Below are 20,658 nucleotides of genomic sequence, written 5' to 3'. Positions count from 1 at the left end.
CTGCAGCAGCCCGTCGGCGTCACCGGCCGCCGGCTGCGCACCGCGGACCGCGACGGGGTGCGGGCGTTGCCGGCTCTTGGCCGCCTCGACCGCCTCACGTGCGAGGACGAACGCCTCCCCCGCCCCCTCGCGCGGTGAGGCGGGCAGCGGCAGCCGGACGGCGCCGGCCCCCAGACCGATGCTCCACCCGCCGTGCCGCAGCACGTCGAGGACGATGTCGAGGGCCGCCTCGACCGAGTCGAGCACGCCCTGGACCTCGTCGCCGACCGTCCGTTCGAAGGCGACGAGCGTCGTGGCGGCCGCGAGCCGGTCGAGCAGCTCCGGGACCTTGTCTCGGTCGCGTCGCGATCCGCGCTGGTCGATGGTGAGCACGAGCACAGCACGAGTGTGCGGGGTTGTTCGCTCTAGAACAAGCCCTGGAGGTTGTTTTCCTGCGAACACGTGGCCGGGACGTCGTCCGTCCGACGCCTGCGGACGCTCTGGCCGACGGCGACGTCAGTCGGCGTCGGGCGCGAGCTGCCCGTAGGCCGCGACGAGCAGCGCCGGGTCCGGCCCCTCGAGCCGCGTCGGCCGGGCCACGTCCTCGAGCACGACGAAACGCAGCAGGTCCCCGCGCGCCTTCTTGTCCCGGCGCATCGCGACGAGCAGCTGGTCCCACCGGTCCTGGCGGTAGCTGGTCGGCAGTCCCAGGCTGGTGAGCACCGCCCGGTGGCGGGCCACGACAGGCTCGTCCAGCCGTCCGGCCAGCGCGGCGAGCTCGGCCGCGTAGACCATGCCGACCGACACCGCGGCGCCGTGCCGCCACTGGTAGCGCTCGACCTGCTCGATCGCATGCGCGAACGTGTGCCCGTAGTTGAGGATCTCGCGCAGCCCGGCCTCGCGCAGATCCGCCCCGACGACGTCGGCCTTCACCCGGACCGCGCGCTCGACCAGCTCACGCAGCACCGCCGAGGTCGGGTCGGCGCTCGCCTGCGGGTCCTGCTCGACGAGCTGCAGGATCGTCGGGTCGGCGATGAACCCGCACTTGACCACCTCGGCCAGGCCGGCGACCAGCTCGTGCCGCGGGAGGGTGTCCAGGGCCGCCAGGTCGCACAGCACCCCGACCGGCGGGTGGAACGCCCCCACGAGGTTCTTGCCCTGCGCGGTGTTGATCCCGGTCTTGCCGCCGACGGCCGCGTCGACCATCCCGAGCAGCGTGGTGGGCACCTGCACGAGCCGCACCCCGCGCAGCCAGGTCGCCGCCACGAACCCCGCCAGGTCGGTGGTCGCCCCGCCACCCAGCCCGACGACGACGTCGGACCGGGTGAACCCCGACTCCCCCAGCACCTGCCAGCAGAAGGCTGCGACCTGGGCGGTCTTGGCCTCCTCGGCGTCGGGCACCTCGGCCAGCACGACGCGGCGGCCGGCCGCGGCCAGGTCCGCGCGGACCGTCTCGGCACTGGCGGCCAGGGCACGCGGGTGCACGACGAGCACGGACGTCGCCGCACCCACGAGCCCGTCGAGCTCGCCGAGCAGGTTGCGCCCGACGAGCACGTCGTACGGGCGCTCCCCCTGCACCGTGATCCGGGTGGGGGCCGACGCGCTCATGCGCTGTGGTGCACGCCGTGCACCGGCGTCCCCGCGGCCGGACGTGCGGCGGTGCGAAGCCGTCGCTCGAGCTCACGGGCCGCCTCGGCCGGGGTCACCCCGTCGGTGAGGATGCGCAGCGTCGAGACCTCGTCGTAGACCGGCCGGCGGGCGCCCATGATCTCGATCCAGCGCTGGCGCGGGTTGCCCATGAGCAGCGGGCGCGAGTCGTCGAGGCCGACCCGCGGGCCGGCGTACTCGATGCTCACGTCGAGGAAGGCGACGACCCCGCCGCCTGCCACGTACGCGGCGAGCTCGCGCTGGGTGTCCTCGCGCAGCACCGCGCCGCCCCCGAGCGCGACGATCCCGTCGTGCTGGGCCAGCGCGGCCGCCACCGCCTCGTGCTCCAGCTCGCGGAACCGAGCCTCGCCGTCCTGCAGGAAGATGTCGGCGATGGTGCGCTGGGCGGTCTCCTCGACCGCGTCGTCGGTGTCGAGGATCGGCACCCCCCACCGGGTGGACAGGGCCGACCCGACGCTCGTCTTGCCCGAGCCCATCGGGCCGCACAGCACGAGCAGGGGCCCTCGGACGGGCTTGGGCGGGATGTACACGGCGGCCACCCTAGCAACGCCCCGATCAGGCCTGCGCGCCCGCGGCCGGCAGCTGCTCGATGCGCCCGAGCATCACGAGGGCGGACAGCAGACCGAGGCCCACCACCCCGCCGGCCGTGACGAAGGCCCAGGTGAACGAGCCCGTGGCCTGCACGACGAACCCGGTCACCATGGGCGCTGCGATCGAGGACAGGTTGCCCACGAAGGCCATCATCGAGCTCACCCGCCCGACCGCCCCCGGAGGTGCGATGAGCCCGGGCAGCGACCAGATCACCGCCGAGGCGATGCAGACCCCACCGAGCGACACCGAGATCCACACGACGGCGACCGCCGCGGTCGTCGCCGTCGTCGCGCCGATGACGGCCATCCCGAGCAGCAGACCGACCGCGAGGAACGTCTTGCGGACGCGTGAGGGGTCGCGCCCGTCGCGGATCAGCCGGTCGATCGCCACGCCGCCGATCAGCACGGCGGTGACCGTCCCGACCAGCCACGGGATCGCCGAGTAGAGCCCGGAGCCCTTGACGTCCAGGCCCATCTCGCGCTCGAGGTAGGTGGGCAGCCAGGTGAGGTAGAGGAAGAACGTGTAGTTGTACGCGGCGAGCGTGAGCGCGATCGCCCACAGCTTGCGCTGGCGCACCAGGTACGACATCGGGCTCGGCTGGCTCACCTGGGTCTCGGACTGCTGGGCGCCACCTTCCGCGATGTACTGCGCCTCGACCGGCGTCAGCCGCGGGTGCCGGTCGGGGTTGCGGTAGATCACCCAGAACGCCACCGCGTAGACGACGGACAGCGCCCCGGTCGCGATGAACGCGGCACGCCAGCCCCACGTCGCCACGACGACGGCCACGAGCGGGACGCCGATCGCGTTGGAGAGCTTGGAGGTCATGTCGAACGAGGCGGTGGCCAACCCACGTTCGCGCACCGGGAACCAGTAGCTCGTCGCCGTCGACGCCATGGGGAAGGCCGGGGCCTCGGCCACGCCGAGCAGCAGGCGCAGCGCGAGCAGCGGCAGGAAGCCCGAGACGGTCGCGGTGAGGAAGGTCGCCACCACCCAGGCCCACGAGCAGACCCGGCCCACCCAGGTGACCCCGAACCGGTCCATCACCAGACCGCCGGGCACCTGCATGAGCGCGTACGTCCAGCCGAAGGCCGACAGTGCGATGCCCCACGCCGCGTCCGAGATGCCGAACTCGGCCTGGATGTGCGTGGCGCCGACCGTGAGGTTGATCCGGTCGAGGTAGTTGACGAACGTCCCGAACGCGAGCAGGACGAGGACGAGGTAGCGCAGTCGCGGGCCGGTGTACCGGGCCGCGGGCGCGTTCGTCCCGGGCAGGGGCACGGCCGTCGTGCCGGGGGTGCTGGTCACCGTCGTCAGACTGCGCTGTGGATGAGCTGCAGCGTCGCGCGCAGCGCGGGCACCTCGACCTGGCCGGGCGCGGACGCCTGGCCGACGGTGCCGAACGTCGCGGCGGAGCCGAACACCTCACCGGCCAGCCGGGACACGACGCCCGTGCCGGCCATCGACATCGTGATGAGCGGGCGCGGCAGCTCCTGGCGGGCCGTCCAGGTGGCCTGCAGCAGCGCGAGCACGTCACCCGCGTCGTGCGGCATGACGGCGATCTTGGCGATGTCGACGCCCCGGTCGACCATGGTGCGCAGCTTGGCGACCATGACCGGCACGCTCGGCGTGCCACCGAAGTCGTGGTACGAGCCGACGACGGCGACCCCCGCCGCGCGGGCCTGGGAGATCACGGCGTCCACCGCGGTGGCCTCCCGCTCGATCTCGACATCGACCAGGTCGACCAGACCTGCCTCGACGAGGGCCCCGTACAGCTCGACGTACAGGTCGGGTGCGATCGGGTGCTGCCCGCCCTCGTCGGCGGTGCGGAAGGTGGCCAGCAGCGGGCGTCCGCCGAGCACCGGCGCGAGCGCACGGGCCACGGCCACGACGGCCCGCGGGGACCGGTCGGCCAGGAAGTCCAGCCGCCACTCGATGAGGTCCGGCGCGGCCGCCACGGCGGCAGCCGCCTGGGCGAGCACCGCCTCGACGTCCGTGCCGACCAACGGCACGATGACCTTCGGCAGACCAGAACCGATCTCGACCCCACGGACGGTGACCGAGCTCATGTGGTGCTCCTCTCGGGGGCGTCGGGTGCACGAGGTCCTTCTCGCGTGCCCGGCAGGGGTGTCAGGCGAGCAGGTGCTCGCGCACGTAGTCCAGGGGCATCGGTGTGCCGGTCCACAGCTCGAATGCCGCTGCGCCCTGGTGGAGCATCATGCCGAGGCCGTTCATGGTCCGGCAGCCGGCGGCCTCCGCCTGGTCGAGGAAGGCCGTCCGCGGCGGAGCGTAGACGACGTCCGACACGAACAGGTCGGGACGAAGGACCGCCGTGTCCGGCAGCGGGGAGACCCCCAGCAGCTTTCCCATGCCGACGTTCGTGGCGTTGGCGAGCACCGCGGAGTCGGCGACGGCCGTGCGGAACGCGGCGACGTCGTCGAGGTCGTGCAGCTCGACCTGGGTGCCGGTGTTCTCGCGGATGGTGGCCACGGTCTTCTCGCCGATCGCCCAGACGGCGTCACGGCGGTTGAAGATGTCGAGCCGGGCCACTCCGTCGAGCGCGGCCTGGATGGCGATGGCGGTGCCCGCTCCCCCGGCTCCGATGAGCGTGAGGTGCGCACCGGCGGGCTCGATCCCGTTCTCGCGCAGCGCGGCGACGTAGCCGATGCCGTCGGTGACGTGGCCGGTGAGCACGCCGTCGTCGTTGACGACGGTGTTGCACGCGCCCACCATGCGGACCGCCGGGGACAGGTGGTCGAGCAGGGGCAGGATGGCGATCTTGTTCGGCATCGACACGTTCCAGCCGCGGACCTTGAGCGCCTTGAGCCCGGCGACCGCGCCTGCGAGCTCACCGTCGTCCACCTCGAACGCGAGGTAGGCGTAGTCGAGCCCCAGCGTGGCGAGGGCGAGGTTGTGCATGCGCGGCGACTGGCTGTGCCGGATCGGGGAGGCGATCAGCCCCAGCAGCTCGGTGTGCCCGGTGATCCGCTGGGCTACTTCGTCCGACATGACCTCACCCTCCGTCGGCGGCGCACCTGTGCGGAGCGCTTATGAACTCACTTGGTAGTCCACAGTCTGACGCTGCCGATGCCCGACCACGCGGGGTCCTAGGTCCTGACCACATCCGCACGACCCACGGCGGCCGCCGGCGCACGTCGACGCCCGCACCCGAGGAGGACGCATGACCCACGAGCAGGACTCCACCGCACCGGACCCGACGGGCCCGACCCCGCGGCGGGACGCCGAGCGCACCCGGGCCGCGATCCTCGACGCAGCCATCGAGGAGTTCTCCGAGCGGGGGCTGCTGGGCGGGCGGGTCGACGCCATCGTCGAGCGGACGGCCACGACGAAGCGGATGGTCTACTACTACTTCGAGTCCAAGGAGCGGTTGTACCAGGCCGCGCTCATCGAGTCCTACCGACGGATCCGGCAGACCGAGGGCGCCCTCGACCTGGCGGCACTTGCCCCCGCCGACGGGCTGCGCGCACTGGTGAGGGCGACGCTCGACCACCAGGAGCACAACGCCGGCTTCATCCGGCTCGTCATGTTCGAGAACACGCTCGCCGGTGGCGCGATCCACCTCATGGACGACGACGTGCGTGCGCTCAACCGGTCCGCGGTGCTCATCCTGGAGGACCTGCTCGAGCGGGGCCGACGCTCCGGCGACTTCCGCGGCGGCCCCGACGCCCCCACGGCGCTCGACCTGCACCAGGTGATCAGCTCGTTGTCGTTCTTCCGGGTCGGCAACCGTGCCACGTTCCGCGAGCTGTTCGGGCGCGACATGGTGGCCGGCGACGAGCGGGAGCACGTGCTCGCGCTCATCGAGACCACGGTGCTTCGCCTCGTGCTCGCCGACCCGGGTCGCTGAGCCCCGCAGTCCTCAGGACCTAGTGCTCACTCGCCGGACGGGCGTGCTCGCCACAATGAACTAACCGCATGGTTCATTAGCGAGGAGATGACGTGACCGTCACCGGAGGGATCCCGTCCGCCCCAGGCCTGGCCCGGCCCCGTCGTCTGGACGTGGCCCCGGTCGCCGTGCCGGTCGCACCGTGCGACCCGCACCCCCGGACGCCTGCGCTGCTGTCGCCGTTCTCGGTGCGCGGCATGACCCTGCGCAACCGCGTGGTGATGCCCCCCATGGGCACGAACTTCGCGCTGCCCGACGGCACCGTCTCCGACACCCAGATCGCCTACTACGCCCAGCGGGCCCGCGGCGGCGTCGGGCTCATCATCGTAGAGAACATCTGCGTGAGCTATCCCGCCGGGTCGAACGGCACGACGCAGCTGCGCATCGACCACGACCGGTACGTCCCGCGGCTGTGGGAGCTCACCGAGCAGCTGCACCGGCACGGGTCCAAGGTCGCCATCCAGCTCAACCACGCCGGTGCCTCGGCGAACCCCGCGCGCACCGGGGTGCCCGCACAGTCCTCCGGAGAGCGGCCGTCCAAGCCGGGCGGCACCTCCCCCGTCCCGATGGACGTCGAGCAGATCGCCCAGGTCGTCGCCGACTTCGCCGCCGCCGCACGCCGTGCGCAGCGGGCCGGGTTCGACGCGGTCGAGATCCACGCCGGGCACTCCTACCTGCTGTGCCAGTTCCTGTCGCCGTACTACAACACCCGCACCGACTCCTACGGCGGCAGCCCGCAGAACCGGGCCCGGATCGTGCGCGAGGTGCTCGCCGCCGTGCGCGCGCAGGTCGGGCCGCGCTACCCGGTGCTCGTGCGCATCAGCGCGGACGACCTGGTGGCCGGCGGGAACACGCTCGCCGAGTCCGTCGAGCTCATGCGGTACATGGTCGACGAGATCGACGTCATCGACGTCTCCGCCGCCCTCGCCTTCAACCTGCAGTACCAGATCGACTCCATGGACCTGCCCGACGGCTGGCGCGCCGACATGGCCCGCCGGTTCCGCGAGGAGTTCGGCCGGCCCACGATCATCAGCGGCAACATCCGCGACCCCAAGGTCGCCGAGCGGATCGTCGCCGACGGGCAGTCCGACCTCGTCGCCATCGGCCGCGGGCTCATCGCCGACCCGTGGTGGGTGCGCAAGGTCGCCGACGGGGCCGCCAACACGATCTTGGCGTGCATCTCGTGCAACATCGGCTGCGCCGACCACCGCATCCGGCTCGACCGTCCGATCCGCTGCACCGTCAACCCCGACATCATCGGCCACGAGGCGTACCAGGATCGGCGGGTCACCCGGCCGGCGAAGGTCGTCGTCGTGGGCGGCGGGGTCGGCGGGTTCGAGGCCGCGTGCACCGCGGCCGAGGTCGGCTGCGACGTCGTGCTGCTCGAGGGGCGCGACGTGGTGGGCGGTGTCGTGGGTGACGCCGTGCACCTGCCCGCCAAGCGGCGCATCGCCGGGTTCCTGCACCACCTGGCCCGGCGGGCCGCGCGGGTCGGCGTCGACGTGCGCACCGGCACCTGGGGCACCCCGTCGGTCGTGGCGTCCCTGTCCCCCGACCTCGTCGTCAACGCGACCGGGTCGGCACCGCTCGTGCCACCCGTGCCCGGTCTGCGCGAGCGGATCGACCAGCCCGGCAGCGCCGTCTACTCCATCCTCGGCGCCACCGCGCACGCCGAGGACCTCGACCTGGACGGACGCCAGGTCGTTGTGGTCGGCGCCGGGGCCGTCGGGCTCGATGTGGTCGAGCACGTGACCGCCCGGGGGGCCCGCGTGACTCTCGTCGAGCGATTGGGCACCGTGGGTGCGGACCTCGACCTCATCACGCGCATGCAGATGGTGGAGATGCTGGAGAAGCACGACGTCGACGTGCGGACCTCGACCTCGCTGCTCGAGGTCAAGGACGACCACCTCGTGCTCGAGGCGCCCGACGGCGCGACGGTCGAGCACGGCTTCGACCTCGCGTTCGTGTGCCTGGGGATGCGCGCCGTCGACGAGCCGTACCGCGACCTCGTCGCGCACTTCGCGGGAAGCGGCGTCGAGGTGCTCAACATCGGCGACTCGGCCCGGGTCGGCCGGATCATCGACGCCACCGCGGGCGGGCGTGACGTGCTGCTCGCGCTCGAACGCGAGGGGCTGCTCTCCCCCGACGTCGCCGCCGCCCAGCGGCGCTGAGACTGGTCCTGACCGCGGGCGGCGGCCCGCCCGCGGTCAGGACGCAGAACGGTCGTCGGTCGGATCGGCGCTCAGTCGTGCGGACCGACGAGCGAGGCCTCCACTGCATCGGCCGCACCGGCCACGTCGAGCTCGTCGACGGCGACCACGCCCGTCGCCACCTCGAGATAGCGCGGGTGCCGGGCGTCGAACAGTGCGCGCCAGCGGGCCCTGGTCCCCACGAGGGCGGTGCTGCCCGCGTGCAACCCGGCCCGGCGAGCGGCCGTCGTGGGCGCCAGGTCCAGCAGCACGACATGACCCCCGCCGGCCGACCAGGCGGCCAGCACGGCGCGGACCTGCTCGTCCTCCACCGCGCCGCTGCCCAACGCCACCACACCGGTGCCGGCGGCCAGCACCGGCAGGGCGACGGCCCGCTCGACCTCGCGCAGCGCCTCCTCGCCGTCCTGCACCAGCAGGTCGGCGGGGGTGCGGCCCGTGCGACCGGTCACCAGGACGTCGGTGTCGGCCAGAGGCGAGCCCCAGCGTTCGGCGAGCACCGCGGCCACCTCCGCGACCGGCGCGCCGGGCGGGCCGACAAGGACCAGCGCGACCTGCGGGCTCACCGCAGCAGCTCGGGCACGGAGTCCAGGTAGGCGGCCAGGTTGCGCCGCACCTCCGCGAGGCTGTCGCCGCCGGTCTTCTCCAGCAGCGCCTGTGCCAGCACGAGGGCCACCATCGCCTCGGCCACGACGGCCGCCGGCGGCACCGCGCACACGTCCGAGCGCTGGTGCTGGGCCTGGGCCGGTTCGCCGGTCGCGACGTCGACCGTGCGCAGCGCGCGGGGCACCGTCGAGATGGGCTTCATGGCGGCGCGGACCCGCAGCACCTCACCGGTGGACATGCCGCCCTCGATGCCGCCGGCCCGGTTGGTGGCCCGCACCAGGTGACCGTCGACCCGGTCGATCTCGTCGTGCGCGGCAGAACCGCGCCGGGTCGCCGTGGTGAAACCGTCGCCGACCTCGACCCCCTTGATGGCCTGGATCCCCATGAGCTCACCAGCGATCCGGGCGTCCAGCCGCCGGTCGGCGTGCACGTAGCTGCCCAGCCCCGACGGCAGGCCGTAGGCGAGCACCTCGACCACACCGCCGAGCGTGTCACCGTCCTTGCGGCACGCGTCGATCTCGGCCACCATCGCCGCGCTCGTCTCGGCGTGCAGGCAGCGCACCGGGTCCTCGTCCAGCCGGTCGACGTCGTCGGGCACCGGCAGCGGCGCGCCCTCGGGCACGGCGACCGGGCCGATCGCCACGACGTGCGACACCAGGCGCACCCCGGCGGCCTGCTCGAGGAGCTTGGCCGCGACCGTGCCGAGCGCGACCCGCATCGCGGTCTCGCGCGCACTGGCCCGCTCGAGCACCGGGCGGGCGTCCTCGAACCCGTACTTGCGCATCCCCACGAGGTCGGCGTGACCCGGACGCGGCCGGGTGAGCGGGGCGTTGCGGGCCCGCGACAGCGCCTCGACGTCGTCCACCGGGTCGGAGGCCATCACCTGCGACCACTTCGGCCACTCGGTGTTCGCCACCTCGACGGCGACCGGCCCGCCCTGGGTCAGACCGTGCCGGACGCCCCCGAGCAGACGCACCTCGTCCTGCTCGAAGGACATCCGGGCACCACGCCCGTACCCGAGCCGACGGCGGGCCAGCGCGGCCTGCACGTCACCGGAGACGACACCGACCCCGGCCGGCATCCCCTCGAGGATGCCCACCAGGGCCGGGCCGTGCGACTCACCCGCGGTCAACCAACGCAGCATGGGCCGATCCTTTCACGGCCCGGAGGTGGGGCGGTCAGCCAGCGGCCGTCGCCGTCGGGCTCGGCGTCGCGGAGGCGTTCGGATCGGGCAGGACGAGGAGGGCGCCGGTGATCTGGTCGGTGAAGGGCGGTCCGCTCGCCGCGTCCGACCGGGTCTCGTTCACCCCGGTGACGACGACCAGACGGGCCATCGCAGTCTGCAGGTCGCTCAGGAAGGCATCGAGGTTGCCGCGCTCCCCAGCCGTCTGGATGACCACCGGGATGAGCACGAGGCCGGACGCGGGCGCTGGCGCGGGCGCTGCCGTCGGTGTCGCCGACGCGCTGGGCGACGGTGTGGCGGCCGGTGACGGCGCGGCGGTCGCGGTCGTCGGCGTCTGCACCTGGACGCTCTGCAGGGTCACCTGGTGGGCCGCCGCCGTGTCCTGGAGCTGACGCAGCAGCTCGGGGATCTGGGCGGAGGACGGTACCGCGGCCTGCAGAGCCTGCAGGTCGGCCCGCATCTGCGGAAGCTGCTCGCTCTGGGTCTTGAGCGCGGTGAGGCCGATCGACCGGACCTCGTTCGCCGAGGACGTCGCCTCGGCCTCGGCCCGCACGCTCGCGGCGGCATCAAGAGCCGGCGACAGCAGCAGGAACCACAGACCCGCCACCAGGACGAGAGCGAGCAGGACGGCACCGATGACCCAGGTGCGCAGCTTGGTCAGCCCCATCACTTGCTCCCTGCCTTGTCGAACCGGTGGGCCAGCAACGCGTCCGAGAGCTGGAGAGTGCCCTGCACGTCGTAGGAGGTGCGCCCCTTGTCGTCGGTCTGCGTCGCGGCTGAGATCCGCACGTCGGTGAAGCCCGGGATGGCGGCGAGGCTGTCCATCCAGGCGGCGACGTCGGGGACGGTGTCCGAACGTGCGGTGAACTGCAACGAGGCGACGCCGGCGACGGCCAGCGGGTCGGCCTTCGTGGTCGTCGGCTCGGTGAGCTTGGAGGTGAGGGTCTGGACGGTCGTTCCGGACGGCAAGGAGGCCGTGAACGATGCGAGCACCGGCTGCCAGAGGATCTCGGTCTGGGTGGTCGCTGCGACTCGCGCGGCCTTCACCTGCGCTGCCTTGGCCTTGACCTGCGGCACCTCGGCGTACTTGGCTTCCTCGGTCGCCAGCCTCGCGGACTCGGTCTGGGCGGTGGTGAGCTGCTCCTGGGCGTCGTGACCCTCGTACATCACGGCCCCGTAGCTGACGGCGCCGAGTGCGAGAAGACCGATGAGCCCGAGCCCGAGCAGGCGCCGGACGGCGCGCACCTTGCGCGCGTCTCGCACGTGCTGGGGCAGCAGGTTGACCTGGGCGAGCGGCAACGGCGCATGGGGGGGCGTCGCCCCGGGCTTCGTGCGCCGCAGTGTCGTGGTGCTCATGCGGCAGCTCCGTGTGCGAGTCCGATCGAGAGTGCGAGCGAGGCGGAGCGGGCCCTGAGGGCCGCGCCGTCGACGTGCTTCTCCGGGCGGAGCCGCGCCAGGGGGTCGCCGAGCACCACCGGGACGCGCGTCGCGCTCGCCAGGTACTGGCCCAGGCCGGGAAGCGCGACGCCACCACCTGTGACGACCGTCGTGGCGATACCGGCGCCCGGATGGTTGCCCTGGTAGTACACGAAGGTGTTGCGGACGGACTCGATGAGCTGACGCACCATCCCGGCGAGGGTGTCCCGGGCGGGGCCGTTCTCGGAGAGCATGCCCTGCTCCTGCTTGATGGCCTCGGCCTGGGCGGGCGAGACCTGGAGGGTGGAGGCCAGCGTGCTCGTGATCGCCTGACCACCCATGGGCAGCATCCGGACCAGTCGCGGCGTCCCGCGATCGGCGATCACCACGGTGGTGCCCGAGGCCCCGAAGTCGACGATCGCCACGACCTGGTCGGCGAGCTCGTCGTGCGAGACCGCACGGGTGAGCGCGAACCCGTTGAGGTCGACCATCACCGGCCGCAACCCCGCGGCCTCGGCCGCCTCGACGTTGGTCTCGACCGTGCGCCGCTGGGCTGCGACGAGCATCCCGCGCATCACGTGGCCGCCGGCACCGTCATCCCCCTCGAAGGTCGGCAGGAAGTCGAGGATCGCGTCGTCGAGCGGCATCGGGAGCGCGTCGGCGACATGGAAGGGCAGCGCGGTGCGGCGGTCCGCCGGTGGGATCCACGGCATCTCGAGGTCACGGACGAGCACTCGCTGGTTGCCCACGCCCAGCACGACGTCCTTCGACGTGAAGTGTCCGCGCGCCCAGAGCTCCTTGAGCGCCCCGGCCACGATCGACGCCTCGACGACCTCGCCGTCGCGCACCGCGCCCGGCGGGAGCTGCGTCTGCGCGTGGTGCAGCAGCGCCGGGTGCGCGGTTGCACCGGGTCCGCCGTTGCCGAACTGGAGCTCGACGGCTCGCAGCGTCGTGGTGCCGATGTCCAAACCGATGACGCGTGTCGCTCCCACCGCTGCCCCTCCCGGAACTGGTCTCCCCCGGTGTATCGGCCTGAGAGGGCCGACCTTGAGCGACCTGCCGCACTCGACCCCCGTGCGGTTGAACTGGGGCTTCGCCCTCAGAACGCTCCGAGGTACGCCGCCCACAGCGGCTCGCCCCAGACGGCGCCCACGGCTGCGCCGAGGAGCATCCAGGGACCGAACGGGATCGCCGTGCGCCGCCCGGCGCGACCGACGACGATGAGCACGATCCCGGCGACGCCACCCAGGAGGAACGCGGCGAAGCTGCCGACCGCGAACGCTCCCCACCCGACCGCGGCCAGCGCCGCCCCGAGCAGGCCGGCGAGCTTGACGTCGCCCATCCCCATGCCGCCGGGCTTGACCACGGCGAGCAGGAAGTAGATCCCACCGAGCAGCAGCCCGCCGAGCAGCGCCCGCAGGAGCATCGACCAGTGGGCGCTACCTCCGGGGGCGGCGGCCGCGAGCACCAGGAGCACGGCAACGACGGGGTACGAGGGCAGCACGAGCGCATCGGGCAGCCGGTGGACGTCGAGGTCGATGAGCGCCAACGCGACCCCGAGCCCGCACAGGTAGAGGACGACGGGCAACGCCCATGTCGGTCCCGTGAGCGCGGTCGCGACCGCGAACACCAGCGCGGTCCCTGCCTCGACCATCGGGTAGCGCACCGAGATGGGTTCCCGGCAGTCGCGGCACCGGCCACGCAGGACCAGCCAGGACACCACCGGGATGTTGTCGTACGGGCGGATCGGGTGCTCGCACCTCGGGCAGGCGCTCGGCGGCCGGACGACGGACAGACCCGCGGGCACGCGGTAGACCACGACGTTGAGGAACGACCCGATCAGCAGGCCGACGAGGGCGGCGAGGGCGACGAGCACGCCTCAGCCTTTCAGACTGCCGGGGGTCGGGATCTCACCGAGGGAGCGCAGCGACCAGCGCGAGTCCTTCCAGCGGGGCAGGTAGGGCGGAAGCACGTAGGTGAGCCGCTGGTCGTAGCTGTAGTTCTTCAGGTACCCGGTCGACCCCGACCCCGTACCGACGGCACCACGCCAACGCTGAGCGATCGACCCGGCGACATAGAGCTTCTTGCCACCGCCGTACCCCTCGTCGTACTCCTGCACGTAGAACGAGTGCTGCAGGGTCTGGATGGCAGCCGCGACCTGAATCCCCTTGGTCGGGTTGAGCGCGCCGACGGCAGGGTCGGTGATGCGGTGCGGCCAGGTCGCCGTGTCGATCTCGGAGCCGTCGGCCTTCACGGGGTGGAAGATCTCCACCGAGTTCTGCGCGACGAGTCCCAGGAGGTCGTCACCCGTGGGGCCGCCCGACCGCACGAGGTCGCCGGTCACGACGATGGACTGCGACGTGGCCAGGGTCACCTGCCCGTCGAAGGCCCCTTCGACGTAGAGGTTGCCCTTCTCGCAGCGCTTGTTCGTCGTGGTCATCGTCACGTCGTTGGCGAGGGGCAGGGTCCCGTCGATCTGGCCGGTGCTGCACGCCCCGGGTGTCGCCTTCGTCGAGTCACCGACGTAGATCACCAGACCGCTCGGGATCGCGACCGTCTGGCCGTTGATGTCCGTCCCGGTCCCGCAGCTGGGTGCCGAGCCACCGGACTTGGCAACCGCGACCGGTGCGGTCCCGCCGTTCGCGGTCGACCGGTTCCACACCTTCATCTGGGTGCCGTTGAAGATGATCCTGGTCGCGCCGACATAGTGGCAGCCGGGGTAGGCGGCGAACGCGTCCGACGTGTCCGACAGGTAGTCGGGGGCGTGGTACTGGGGGGCGATCGAGTTGAAGTTCGCCACGGACCCGCTGCGCAGGCACTTCTGCTCCCAGTCGGAGTTGGTCGCGCCGAGCTTGACACAGCTGGGGTTCGCGGTCGTCACCTGCGAGAGAAACGACGGCTTGACGCCGCCCGAGGCACTGCCCCAGATGGTGTCGTTGGTGAACACCTTCCCGTCGATGACGTCGCCACCGATGAACGTGATCTCCTTGCAGCTGTAGTCCGACCGGGCGTGCCCGCTCGAGTCGCGCCACCAGTGGTACGCCTTGTCGTAGCCGTTGCCTCCGCAGGCGGTCTTGGCGGCCGAGCTGTACCCGCTCCAGCTCGAGGGATACACCGCGGTGTTCGTCGGGTCGGCGGACTCGAAGTCCGTGTAGTACACGTAGTCGGACGCACCTTGCTCCCCGACGATCGACTGCACCGTCTGGTAGACGCCGTTGGACCGACCCGTCGCGGTCACCGTGATGCGCCCCTGGGCCAGCCTGGTGGACAGGTCGAGCGAGTAGTGGAACGCGGCCGCCGTCGGGTCGGTACTTCCGGGGACCACCGGCACCCATCCCACCGCGGTGGTCGAGCCCCACCCGCATGCGGTCCCGCCGGGGACCGTCGGCCCCTGCAGCGCCGTGTTGCTGCAGTCGAGCGTCGACCCGTACGCCGAGTTCGCGTTGAGACGCGACAGCAGCTCCTCGACACCCGACTGCGCAGCGGACATCGCGGACGCCTGGTCCTGGTCGTTCCTGGCGTACTTCTGGGATCGGACCACGTAGCCCAGCGTCGTGAGGAGCACCAGCGAGAGCACGACCATCGTGCCCACCACCAGGACGAGCGTCGACCCCTCGTCACCGCCGCGCAGACGGCGCAACGCTCCACGGCGGCTCATCCGCGTGCTCCTCATCATCGTGGTGTCAGGACTGTCTGCTGGTTCGGCAGGTCGATGCGCCCGAGGTACGTGGTCGGCTTGGCCTGCGTCGCACCCGTGCGCTGCACCGAGATCCTCAGGTCGACCACCATGACGCTGGGCAGCTCGGTCGCGGTGAGCGCGCCCCCGGCGCTCTGCAGCTGGGTGCCGGTCGAGCTCAGGTAGCCGAAGACGACCGGGCTGGTCTTCACCGTGGCCCCGGGCGTCAGGTCGGTGGTGGTGACCGTCGTCGACAGGCAGCTCGCCTTCGTCGCGTCGCAGAAGGAGTACGCGCCGCCGGCCAGGGTCGCCTTCTGGACCGTCTCGACGAGGTGGCCCGCGGTGGTCCCCGTCGCCGGCACGGAGTAGGTCACCTTGATCGGGCCGGTCGCGCCGTTCTCGTTGCCGAAGTTCGAGAGGAACGACACCGACGTTCCCGACGCGCTGAGGAAGGCGGTTCCGGCGCCGCACCCCGCGGTGCACGACATCGAGAGCTGACCGGGCGCTGCGGCCGAGCGCAGGGTGGTGCTGATCCGGTCGGCGGCCTGACGCCCGATGTCGGTCTGGTCCTGGCGGGCGACGACCTGTGCGGCCGACCGCTGCAGCCCGCTGCTGGTGGCGACCGTCGCCGCCAGGACGATCGCGGCGACGATCATCGTGACGAGCAGCTCGACCATGCTGGTCCCGTTGTCGTCCTTCACGCGGACCGGTCTCTGTTGCCTCATGGGGTCACCGCCACGGTCGTCGCCTGTCCGTACGGCACGGCGACGGGCCCCGTCCCGACGAGGGCCTGGCACGCTCCGGCGGCGTTGGCCCAGTAGAGGTACCAGCTGCCGGCCGGCACCTGCTGCGCGGCGGTGCGGGCGTCGGTGAGCACGAGGGCCGTGCTCTGGGCTGCACTCGCCGGGCACGCCGGTGCGGTCACCGCGTCGGACGGGACGGCCCGCAGAACCCGCGGGTCGGTCGACCCGGTCACCATGAGCGTCGTCGCGCTCCACGCGACCGTGGTCGTGTCACCGGCCGCGACCTTGATCGACGTGGGACCGGGCGAGCAGCTGTACCCCGTGCCGTCGGCGTACAGGTCCCAGGTCCCGGGCAGCACCGAGAACCCTGCCGGGTTGACCCGCCTGGAGGTGGGCCCGCAGGGGGTCCCGGCGGCCACGACGACGACGGAGGTGAGCGCCGGCGGACCACCGGTCACCTGGACCTTCGCGGCGGGCAGCTGAAGGGTGACGGTCGTCGTCTGCCCGGGGCTGACCTTCGTCGCCACCGGGGCCGGTGCGGGGGTCGCACCGGTCGGGTTGAAGTCGACGGCATAGGTGGTCGGCCACAGGTCGGTCGGCACGGCGGTCGAGGAGCCGATGAGGGTGACGGTCTGGTCGATGGCCGGTCCCGACCCGGTGCTCCGCACCTGAGCGCGCAGACCGAGTGCCGCCACCGCGGCGTCGTCCACGGGGGCGCCCCCGGCGTCCACCACCGCCAGCGCGAGGTGACCGGGCCGGTCGTAGGTGAAGGGGGTCGTGCCGGCTGCCGTGTTGAGCGTGCCGGGAAGTACCAGGCCCAACGAACGGTCCGGGTTGGTCACACCGCCGACGATGTCCATGTACCCGGTGTCGGTGAGCACGGCCCGGTACTGCGCACCGCCGGATCCGGGGGCGAGCTGGACGACGGCACACCCCGCGTCGTCGGTCAGGCCGGACCGGGTGTCACCGTTGTCGCCCACGACCTTGACGCCGCGCCCCGGGTTGGCCGCTCCCGTGGAGTCGACCACCTTGACTGCCGCGAACGCAGCGGTGCCTGACAGCCCGTTGCCCTTGCCGGGCGACAGGAGCGCTGAGTTCTTGACCGGCTCGACCGATCCCATGCCTGGCCACGTCACGGTGACCGTGACGAGCACGGCCGCGTTGCTGAAGAGGGACCCGCCGTCGCATGCGGACGTGGCGCCGAGGACGGGGTTCCAGACCGACGTGCGCACCACCGTGTACGCGGTGCCGTCCACGACGAGCGGGGAGCCCACGGTGCCGCCCGCCAGGGGGTCCGGGTTGGTGACGGTGCCCTGGTTCACCAGGTCCTGTGCCGCGGTCGTCGAGGCGAAGAAGGTGGACCGGACGGTGTCGACCTCACGCGCGGCGAGGTTCGCGGCGGCGATCCGGTTGCGGTTCGACACGCCCATCGCCTGGCTCGCGAGCAGAAGGGTGAGCAGCGCAGCGGCGAAGCCGGCGAACAGCACCATCGCGACGACCACCTCGATGAGGCTGAAGCCGGAGTCGTCGCCACGTGCAGGGAGTGGTGCTCCTTGACGCTGGTGCGCTGCCATGCTCACTCCCCCGGATGGTTCTCGATCACCGTGGAACGGGGGTGTGCCGACCGTTGTCGGCCGGCACACCCCCGTGCCGAGCCCTAGACCCCTATCACGGAATCGTGGCGCCGCAGCTGCCCTTGGCCAGCCCGTCCTGGCTGTACTGCCACGAGACCTTGTCGCTCGTGTAGACGTAGGCGCAGTACGAGGTGTTGCTGGTACCGGAACCGGCGGCCGTGTTGCCGGCGGAGAGCTTCCCGTCGGTCACTGCGGCAGTGTCCTTCAGAGTCCAGCTGCCGGAGCTCGTGCTGACCGTGAGCGCTCCGGTCCCGTCGACGTAGTACGCCGCGATCTCCTTGCCGATGGTCGACACATCAGCCTTGGCCGACGTCTCCCGCGCCTTCTTCTGCTGGTTGAGGAACACGGGGATGGCGATGGCCGCCAGGATGCCGATGATGATCATGACGACGAGCAGCTCGACGAGGGTGAAGCCCCCGTCGCGCTCGTCCATGGACTTGCGAATTCGTGCGATCACAGTCAACTCCAGTCCGTCGGTACGGGGTTCGTGACCAGACCGCCCGAAGGAGGCCTGACACCAGTCACCATCGGCATCGACTGGTGAGACCTGAGACCGCGAGAGCAGTGTCACCCCGACGGACGCATGGCCTGTCACCTGGGCCGATGACACGGCACACCCCTACTTGATGACGTCGAAGACCTGGAAGATCGGCAGGTACATCCCGACGACCATCGCGCCCACGATCGCGCCGATGACGACGATCATGAGTGGCTCGATGAGGCTCGTGAGGGAGTCCGTCGTGGCCTCGACCTCCTGGTCGTAGAACTCCGAGATCTTCGCCAGCATGACGTCCAGCGCACCGGTGTCCTCGCCGACGGACATCATCTGCACCACCATCGGCGGGAAGACGTCGTGGTGCGACAGCGGCTGGGTGAGGGAGCGCCCCTGGCGCACCGACTCTCCGATGTCCTTGACGGCGTCCTCGACCACCACGTTGCCGCTGGTCTGGCCGACGATGTCCAGGGCCTGCAGCAACGGGACGCCGGCGTGCAGCATGGTGCCGAGGTTCCGGGTGAACCGGGACACCGCGATCTTGCGGTTGAGCTCGCCGAAGATCGGCAGCTTGAGCTTGAGCGGGTCGAGCCGGCGGCGCACCCCCTCGTCGTGCTTGTGCCGGGACCACCACACGCTGAACAGCACCACCACGACGATGGTCGGCAGGATCCCGATCTTCATCCCGTTCGAGATCGCGACCAGGACCCGCGTGAAGAACGGCAGCTGCGCACCGAAGCCGTCGTACATCTTGGCGAACGTGGGCAGGATGAACAGCATCATCCCGATGACCGCCAGCAGCGCGATGATGAGCACGATCACGGGGTAGGCCATCGCGCTCTTGATCTTGCCGCGCAGCTTGACCTCGGCCTCGAAGTTGTCGGCGATGGCCAGGAGCGCCTGGTCGAGGAACCCGCCGACCTCGCCGGCCCGCAGCATGTTCACCATGAGTGGTGGGAACACCTTGGGGTGCTTGCTCAGCGCCACCGACAGCGACAGCCCCACCTCGACGTCGTTGCGGACCTGCGCGACGACCTTCGCGAGGGCCGGGTTCGGCGTCTGCTCGGCGAGGATCGCCAGCGCCCGCAGCAGCGACAGGCCGGCGTTGATCATCGTCGCCAGCTGACGGGCCATCACCGACAGGTCCTTGAGACCGATCTTGTCGGTCATCCCGGGGATGTGGATCTCGGCGTTGAGACCGCTCGTCTTGACCTCGGTGATCGCCACCGCGGCCAGACCCATCTCCTGCAGCCGGTGGGCGACGGCCACCTGGTCGGAGGCCTGGACCCGCCCCTTGACGACCTTGCCGCCCTGGTCGCGGACCGAGTACTCGAAGGTCTTCGTCTCGTTCGACATCACATGCCTCCCTGCTGGACCCGCACCGCGCCCTGGCTGTACCCGGTCGGTCGCCCGACGAGCCGGGTGAAGTCCTCGAGGTTGTGGCAGGCCTCGATGCCGGTCTCGTAGCTGATGTGACCGTCGCGCACCAGGTGCGCCAGGTGCTGGTCCATCGTGTGCATGCCCTGGCTGGCTCCTGCCTGGAGCATCGAGTAGACCTGGTGGGTCTTCCCCTCGCGGATGAGGTTGCGGATGGCCGGGGTGGCGATCATCACCTCGGTCGCGGCGACCCGGCCGGGCGCGTCGGAACGTCGGCACAGGTTCTGGCAGACGACGGCCTGCAGCGCACCCGCCAGCTGGGTGCGCACCTGCTCCTGCTGCGCCGACGGGAACACGTCGATGATGCGGTCGATCGTCTGCGCGGCGTCCTGGGTGTGCAGGGTCGCGAACACGAGGTGCCCGGTCTCGGCGGCTGTGAGGGCCACCGAGATGGTCTCCAGGTCCCGCATCTCACCGACCAGGATGATGTCCGGGTCCTGCCGGAGCACGTGCTTGAGCGCCGCGGCGAACGAGAGCGTGTCCTGGCCGACCTCGCGCTGGTTGATGATCGCCTTGTTGTGCCGGTGCAGGAACTCGATCGGGTCCTCGACGGTCATGATGTGGTCGGCGCGGGTGCGGTTCGCCAGGTCGATCAGCGCGGCGAGCGTCGTGGTCTTGCCGGAACCGGTGGGACCGGACACCAGGACGAGCCCCCGCGGCAGCCCGGCGAACGACGCCAGGATCGGCGGCATCCCGAGCTTCTCCAGCGGCTTGATCTCGTAGGGGATGAGACGGAAGGCCGCCCCGACCGACGTCCGCTGCAGGTACATGTTGACGCGGAACCGGGCCAGGCCGCGCACCGAGTAGGAAAGGTCCAGCTCGAGCTCGGACTCGAACCGCTCACGCTGCTTCTGGGTGAGGATCGCGAACAGTGCGCGGCGCAAGGAGTCGGGCGTCTGCGGCCCGAAGCCCTCCACCGGGGTCAGCGCACCGGACACGCGCATCATCGGCGGGGCGAAGGTCGTCAGGTGCAGGTCGGACGCCCCGGCCGCGACCATCGCTCGCAGCGTGGCGTCCAGGTCGAGGTCACCGGCCTCGGGGGCGGAACCCGCTCGAGGCGTGACGACTGTTCGCGCACCCTCGTACGAGGCTGGACGTGCAGGCCCGGGCTGCTGCGACAT

General features: G+C 71.5%; 19 protein-coding genes and 1 pseudogene. 2 read left to right on the top strand and 18 right to left on the bottom strand.

Features of this window, described 5'->3' with window-relative positions; translation table 11 throughout:
* The 6 genes and pseudogenes from F2B26_RS03030 to F2B26_RS03005 all read right to left on the bottom strand — a co-directional run.
* Positions 1-378 (bottom strand): annotated as a pseudogene (locus F2B26_RS03030) (hypothetical protein); the annotation flags it as partial.
* A 117-nt stretch (positions 379-495) separates the two neighbouring features.
* On the bottom strand, positions 496-1,587 hold the full coding sequence (gene aroB, locus F2B26_RS03025; RefSeq protein ID WP_159806261.1) for a 3-dehydroquinate synthase: 1,092 nt from the start codon (positions 1,585-1,587) through the stop codon (positions 496-498).
* On the bottom strand, positions 1,584-2,177 hold the full coding sequence (locus F2B26_RS03020) for a shikimate kinase (protein ID WP_235929469.1): 594 nt from the start codon (positions 2,175-2,177) through the stop codon (positions 1,584-1,586). The genes aroB and F2B26_RS03020 overlap by 4 nt, the downstream gene beginning before the upstream one ends.
* Before the next feature lie 25 nt (positions 2,178-2,202).
* Positions 2,203-3,543 carry an MFS transporter gene (locus F2B26_RS03015; RefSeq protein ID WP_201292584.1) on the bottom strand — a complete coding sequence of 447 codons (1,341 nt, stop codon included), beginning with the start codon at positions 3,541-3,543 and terminating at the stop codon, positions 2,203-2,205.
* Positions 3,544-3,548: 5 nt separating this feature from the next.
* A complete protein-coding gene (gene aroD, locus F2B26_RS03010) occupies positions 3,549-4,304 on the bottom strand; it encodes a type I 3-dehydroquinate dehydratase (protein ID WP_159806259.1) in 756 nt (251 codons plus the stop codon).
* A gap of 61 nt (positions 4,305-4,365) precedes the next feature.
* Complete coding sequence (locus F2B26_RS03005; RefSeq protein WP_159806257.1) at positions 4,366-5,244, bottom strand: quinate/shikimate dehydrogenase; 879 nt, start codon at positions 5,242-5,244, stop codon at positions 4,366-4,368.
* 172 nt (positions 5,245-5,416) lie between these two features.
* Between F2B26_RS03005 and F2B26_RS03000 the strand changes: the two genes are divergently transcribed.
* A complete protein-coding gene (locus F2B26_RS03000) occupies positions 5,417-6,103 on the top strand; it encodes a TetR/AcrR family transcriptional regulator (RefSeq protein ID WP_159806255.1) in 687 nt (228 codons plus the stop codon).
* A gap of 92 nt (positions 6,104-6,195) precedes the next feature.
* A complete protein-coding gene (locus F2B26_RS02995; protein WP_201292583.1) occupies positions 6,196-8,313 on the top strand; it encodes an oxidoreductase in 2,118 nt (705 codons plus the stop codon).
* Between the two features lie 71 nt (positions 8,314-8,384).
* Here the strand turns inward: F2B26_RS02995 and F2B26_RS02990 are convergent, their stop codons facing one another.
* The 12 genes from F2B26_RS02990 to F2B26_RS02935 all read right to left on the bottom strand — a co-directional run bounded on the left by F2B26_RS02990 (position 8,385) and on the right by F2B26_RS02935 (position 20,658).
* Positions 8,385-8,915: a shikimate kinase gene (locus F2B26_RS02990; protein WP_159806253.1), complete on the bottom strand. Its 531-nt coding sequence runs from the start codon at positions 8,913-8,915 to the stop codon at positions 8,385-8,387.
* Positions 8,912-10,099, bottom strand: coding sequence for a chorismate synthase (gene aroC, locus F2B26_RS02985; RefSeq protein ID WP_159806251.1), 1,188 nt, complete (start codon positions 10,097-10,099; stop codon positions 8,912-8,914). Before aroC ends, F2B26_RS02990 begins: the two co-directional genes overlap by 4 nt.
* A gap of 34 nt (positions 10,100-10,133) precedes the next feature.
* Positions 10,134-10,805: a type 4a pilus biogenesis protein PilO gene (locus F2B26_RS02980; protein ID WP_159806249.1), complete on the bottom strand. Its 672-nt coding sequence runs from the start codon at positions 10,803-10,805 to the stop codon at positions 10,134-10,136.
* Positions 10,805-11,494 (bottom strand): PilN family protein, encoded by a 690-nt coding sequence (locus F2B26_RS02975; protein WP_159806247.1) that lies wholly within the window; start codon positions 11,492-11,494, stop codon positions 10,805-10,807. The genes F2B26_RS02980 and F2B26_RS02975 overlap by 1 nt, the downstream gene beginning before the upstream one ends.
* Positions 11,491-12,546 (bottom strand): type IV pilus assembly protein PilM, encoded by a 1,056-nt coding sequence (pilM, locus tag F2B26_RS02970; protein WP_159806245.1) that lies wholly within the window; start codon positions 12,544-12,546, stop codon positions 11,491-11,493. The genes F2B26_RS02975 and pilM overlap by 4 nt, the downstream gene beginning before the upstream one ends.
* A gap of 107 nt (positions 12,547-12,653) precedes the next feature.
* A complete protein-coding gene (locus F2B26_RS02965; RefSeq protein ID WP_159806243.1) occupies positions 12,654-13,430 on the bottom strand; it encodes a prepilin peptidase in 777 nt (258 codons plus the stop codon).
* Between the two features lie 3 nt (positions 13,431-13,433).
* Positions 13,434-15,212, bottom strand: a complete 1,779-nt coding sequence (locus F2B26_RS02960; protein ID WP_235929468.1) for a pilus assembly PilX family protein — start codon at positions 15,210-15,212, stop codon at positions 13,434-13,436.
* 14 nt (positions 15,213-15,226) lie between these two features.
* Positions 15,227-15,955, bottom strand: a complete 729-nt coding sequence (locus tag F2B26_RS02955) for a PulJ/GspJ family protein (RefSeq protein WP_159806239.1) — start codon at positions 15,953-15,955, stop codon at positions 15,227-15,229.
* Positions 15,952-17,547: a type IV pilus modification PilV family protein gene (locus F2B26_RS02950; protein WP_159806237.1), complete on the bottom strand. Its 1,596-nt coding sequence runs from the start codon at positions 17,545-17,547 to the stop codon at positions 15,952-15,954. Before F2B26_RS02950 ends, F2B26_RS02955 begins: the two co-directional genes overlap by 4 nt.
* Positions 17,548-17,641: 94 nt before the next feature.
* Positions 17,642-18,064: a prepilin-type N-terminal cleavage/methylation domain-containing protein gene (locus F2B26_RS02945; protein ID WP_201292582.1), complete on the bottom strand. Its 423-nt coding sequence runs from the start codon at positions 18,062-18,064 to the stop codon at positions 17,642-17,644.
* Between the two features lie 162 nt (positions 18,065-18,226).
* Positions 18,227-19,456, bottom strand: a complete 1,230-nt coding sequence (locus F2B26_RS02940; RefSeq protein WP_159806235.1) for a type II secretion system F family protein — start codon at positions 19,454-19,456, stop codon at positions 18,227-18,229.
* Positions 19,456-20,658: a type IV pilus twitching motility protein PilT gene (locus F2B26_RS02935; RefSeq protein WP_159806269.1), complete on the bottom strand. Its 1,203-nt coding sequence runs from the start codon at positions 20,656-20,658 to the stop codon at positions 19,456-19,458. Before F2B26_RS02935 ends, F2B26_RS02940 begins: the two co-directional genes overlap by 1 nt.

Origin of the sequence: Cellulomonas citrea (assembly GCF_009829685.1) — a bacterium.
In the GTDB taxonomy this organism is placed as follows: Bacteria; Actinomycetota; Actinomycetes; order Actinomycetales; family Cellulomonadaceae; genus Cellulomonas; species Cellulomonas citrea.
The sequence above is the reverse complement of the archived record's forward strand: the minus strand, read 5'-3'. Positions and strand labels throughout refer to the sequence as shown.

What these genes read in the sequence shown, in the direction of transcription:
- F2B26_RS02940 (WP_159806235.1), bottom strand. Translation starts at nt 19,456, where the DNA reads ATGTCGAACGAGACGAAGACCTTCGAGTACTCGGTCCGCGACCAGGGC.
- aroC (WP_159806251.1), bottom strand. Translation starts at nt 10,099, where the DNA reads ATGCTGCGTTGGTTGACCGCGGGTGAGTCGCACGGCCCGGCCCTGGTG.
- aroD (WP_159806259.1), bottom strand. Translation starts at nt 4,304, where the DNA reads ATGAGCTCGGTCACCGTCCGTGGGGTCGAGATCGGTTCTGGTCTGCCG.
- F2B26_RS02955 (WP_159806239.1), bottom strand. Translation starts at nt 15,955, where the DNA reads ATGAGGCAACAGAGACCGGTCCGCGTGAAGGACGACAACGGGACCAGC.
- aroB (WP_159806261.1), bottom strand. Translation starts at nt 1,587, where the DNA reads ATGAGCGCGTCGGCCCCCACCCGGATCACGGTGCAGGGGGAGCGCCCG.
- F2B26_RS02975 (WP_159806247.1), bottom strand. Translation starts at nt 11,494, where the DNA reads ATGAGCACCACGACACTGCGGCGCACGAAGCCCGGGGCGACGCCCCCC.
- F2B26_RS02950 (WP_159806237.1), bottom strand. Translation starts at nt 17,547, where the DNA reads ATGGCAGCGCACCAGCGTCAAGGAGCACCACTCCCTGCACGTGGCGAC.
- F2B26_RS02980 (WP_159806249.1), bottom strand. Translation starts at nt 10,805, where the DNA reads ATGGGGCTGACCAAGCTGCGCACCTGGGTCATCGGTGCCGTCCTGCTC.
- F2B26_RS02935 (WP_159806269.1), bottom strand. Translation starts at nt 20,658, where the DNA reads ATGTCGCAGCAGCCCGGGCCTGCACGTCCAGCCTCGTACGAGGGTGCG.
- F2B26_RS02960 (WP_235929468.1), bottom strand. Translation starts at nt 15,212, where the DNA reads ATGAGCCGCCGTGGAGCGTTGCGCCGTCTGCGCGGCGGTGACGAGGGG.
- F2B26_RS03000 (WP_159806255.1), top strand. Translation starts at nt 5,417, where the DNA reads ATGACCCACGAGCAGGACTCCACCGCACCGGACCCGACGGGCCCGACC.
- F2B26_RS03005 (WP_159806257.1), bottom strand. Translation starts at nt 5,244, where the DNA reads ATGTCGGACGAAGTAGCCCAGCGGATCACCGGGCACACCGAGCTGCTG.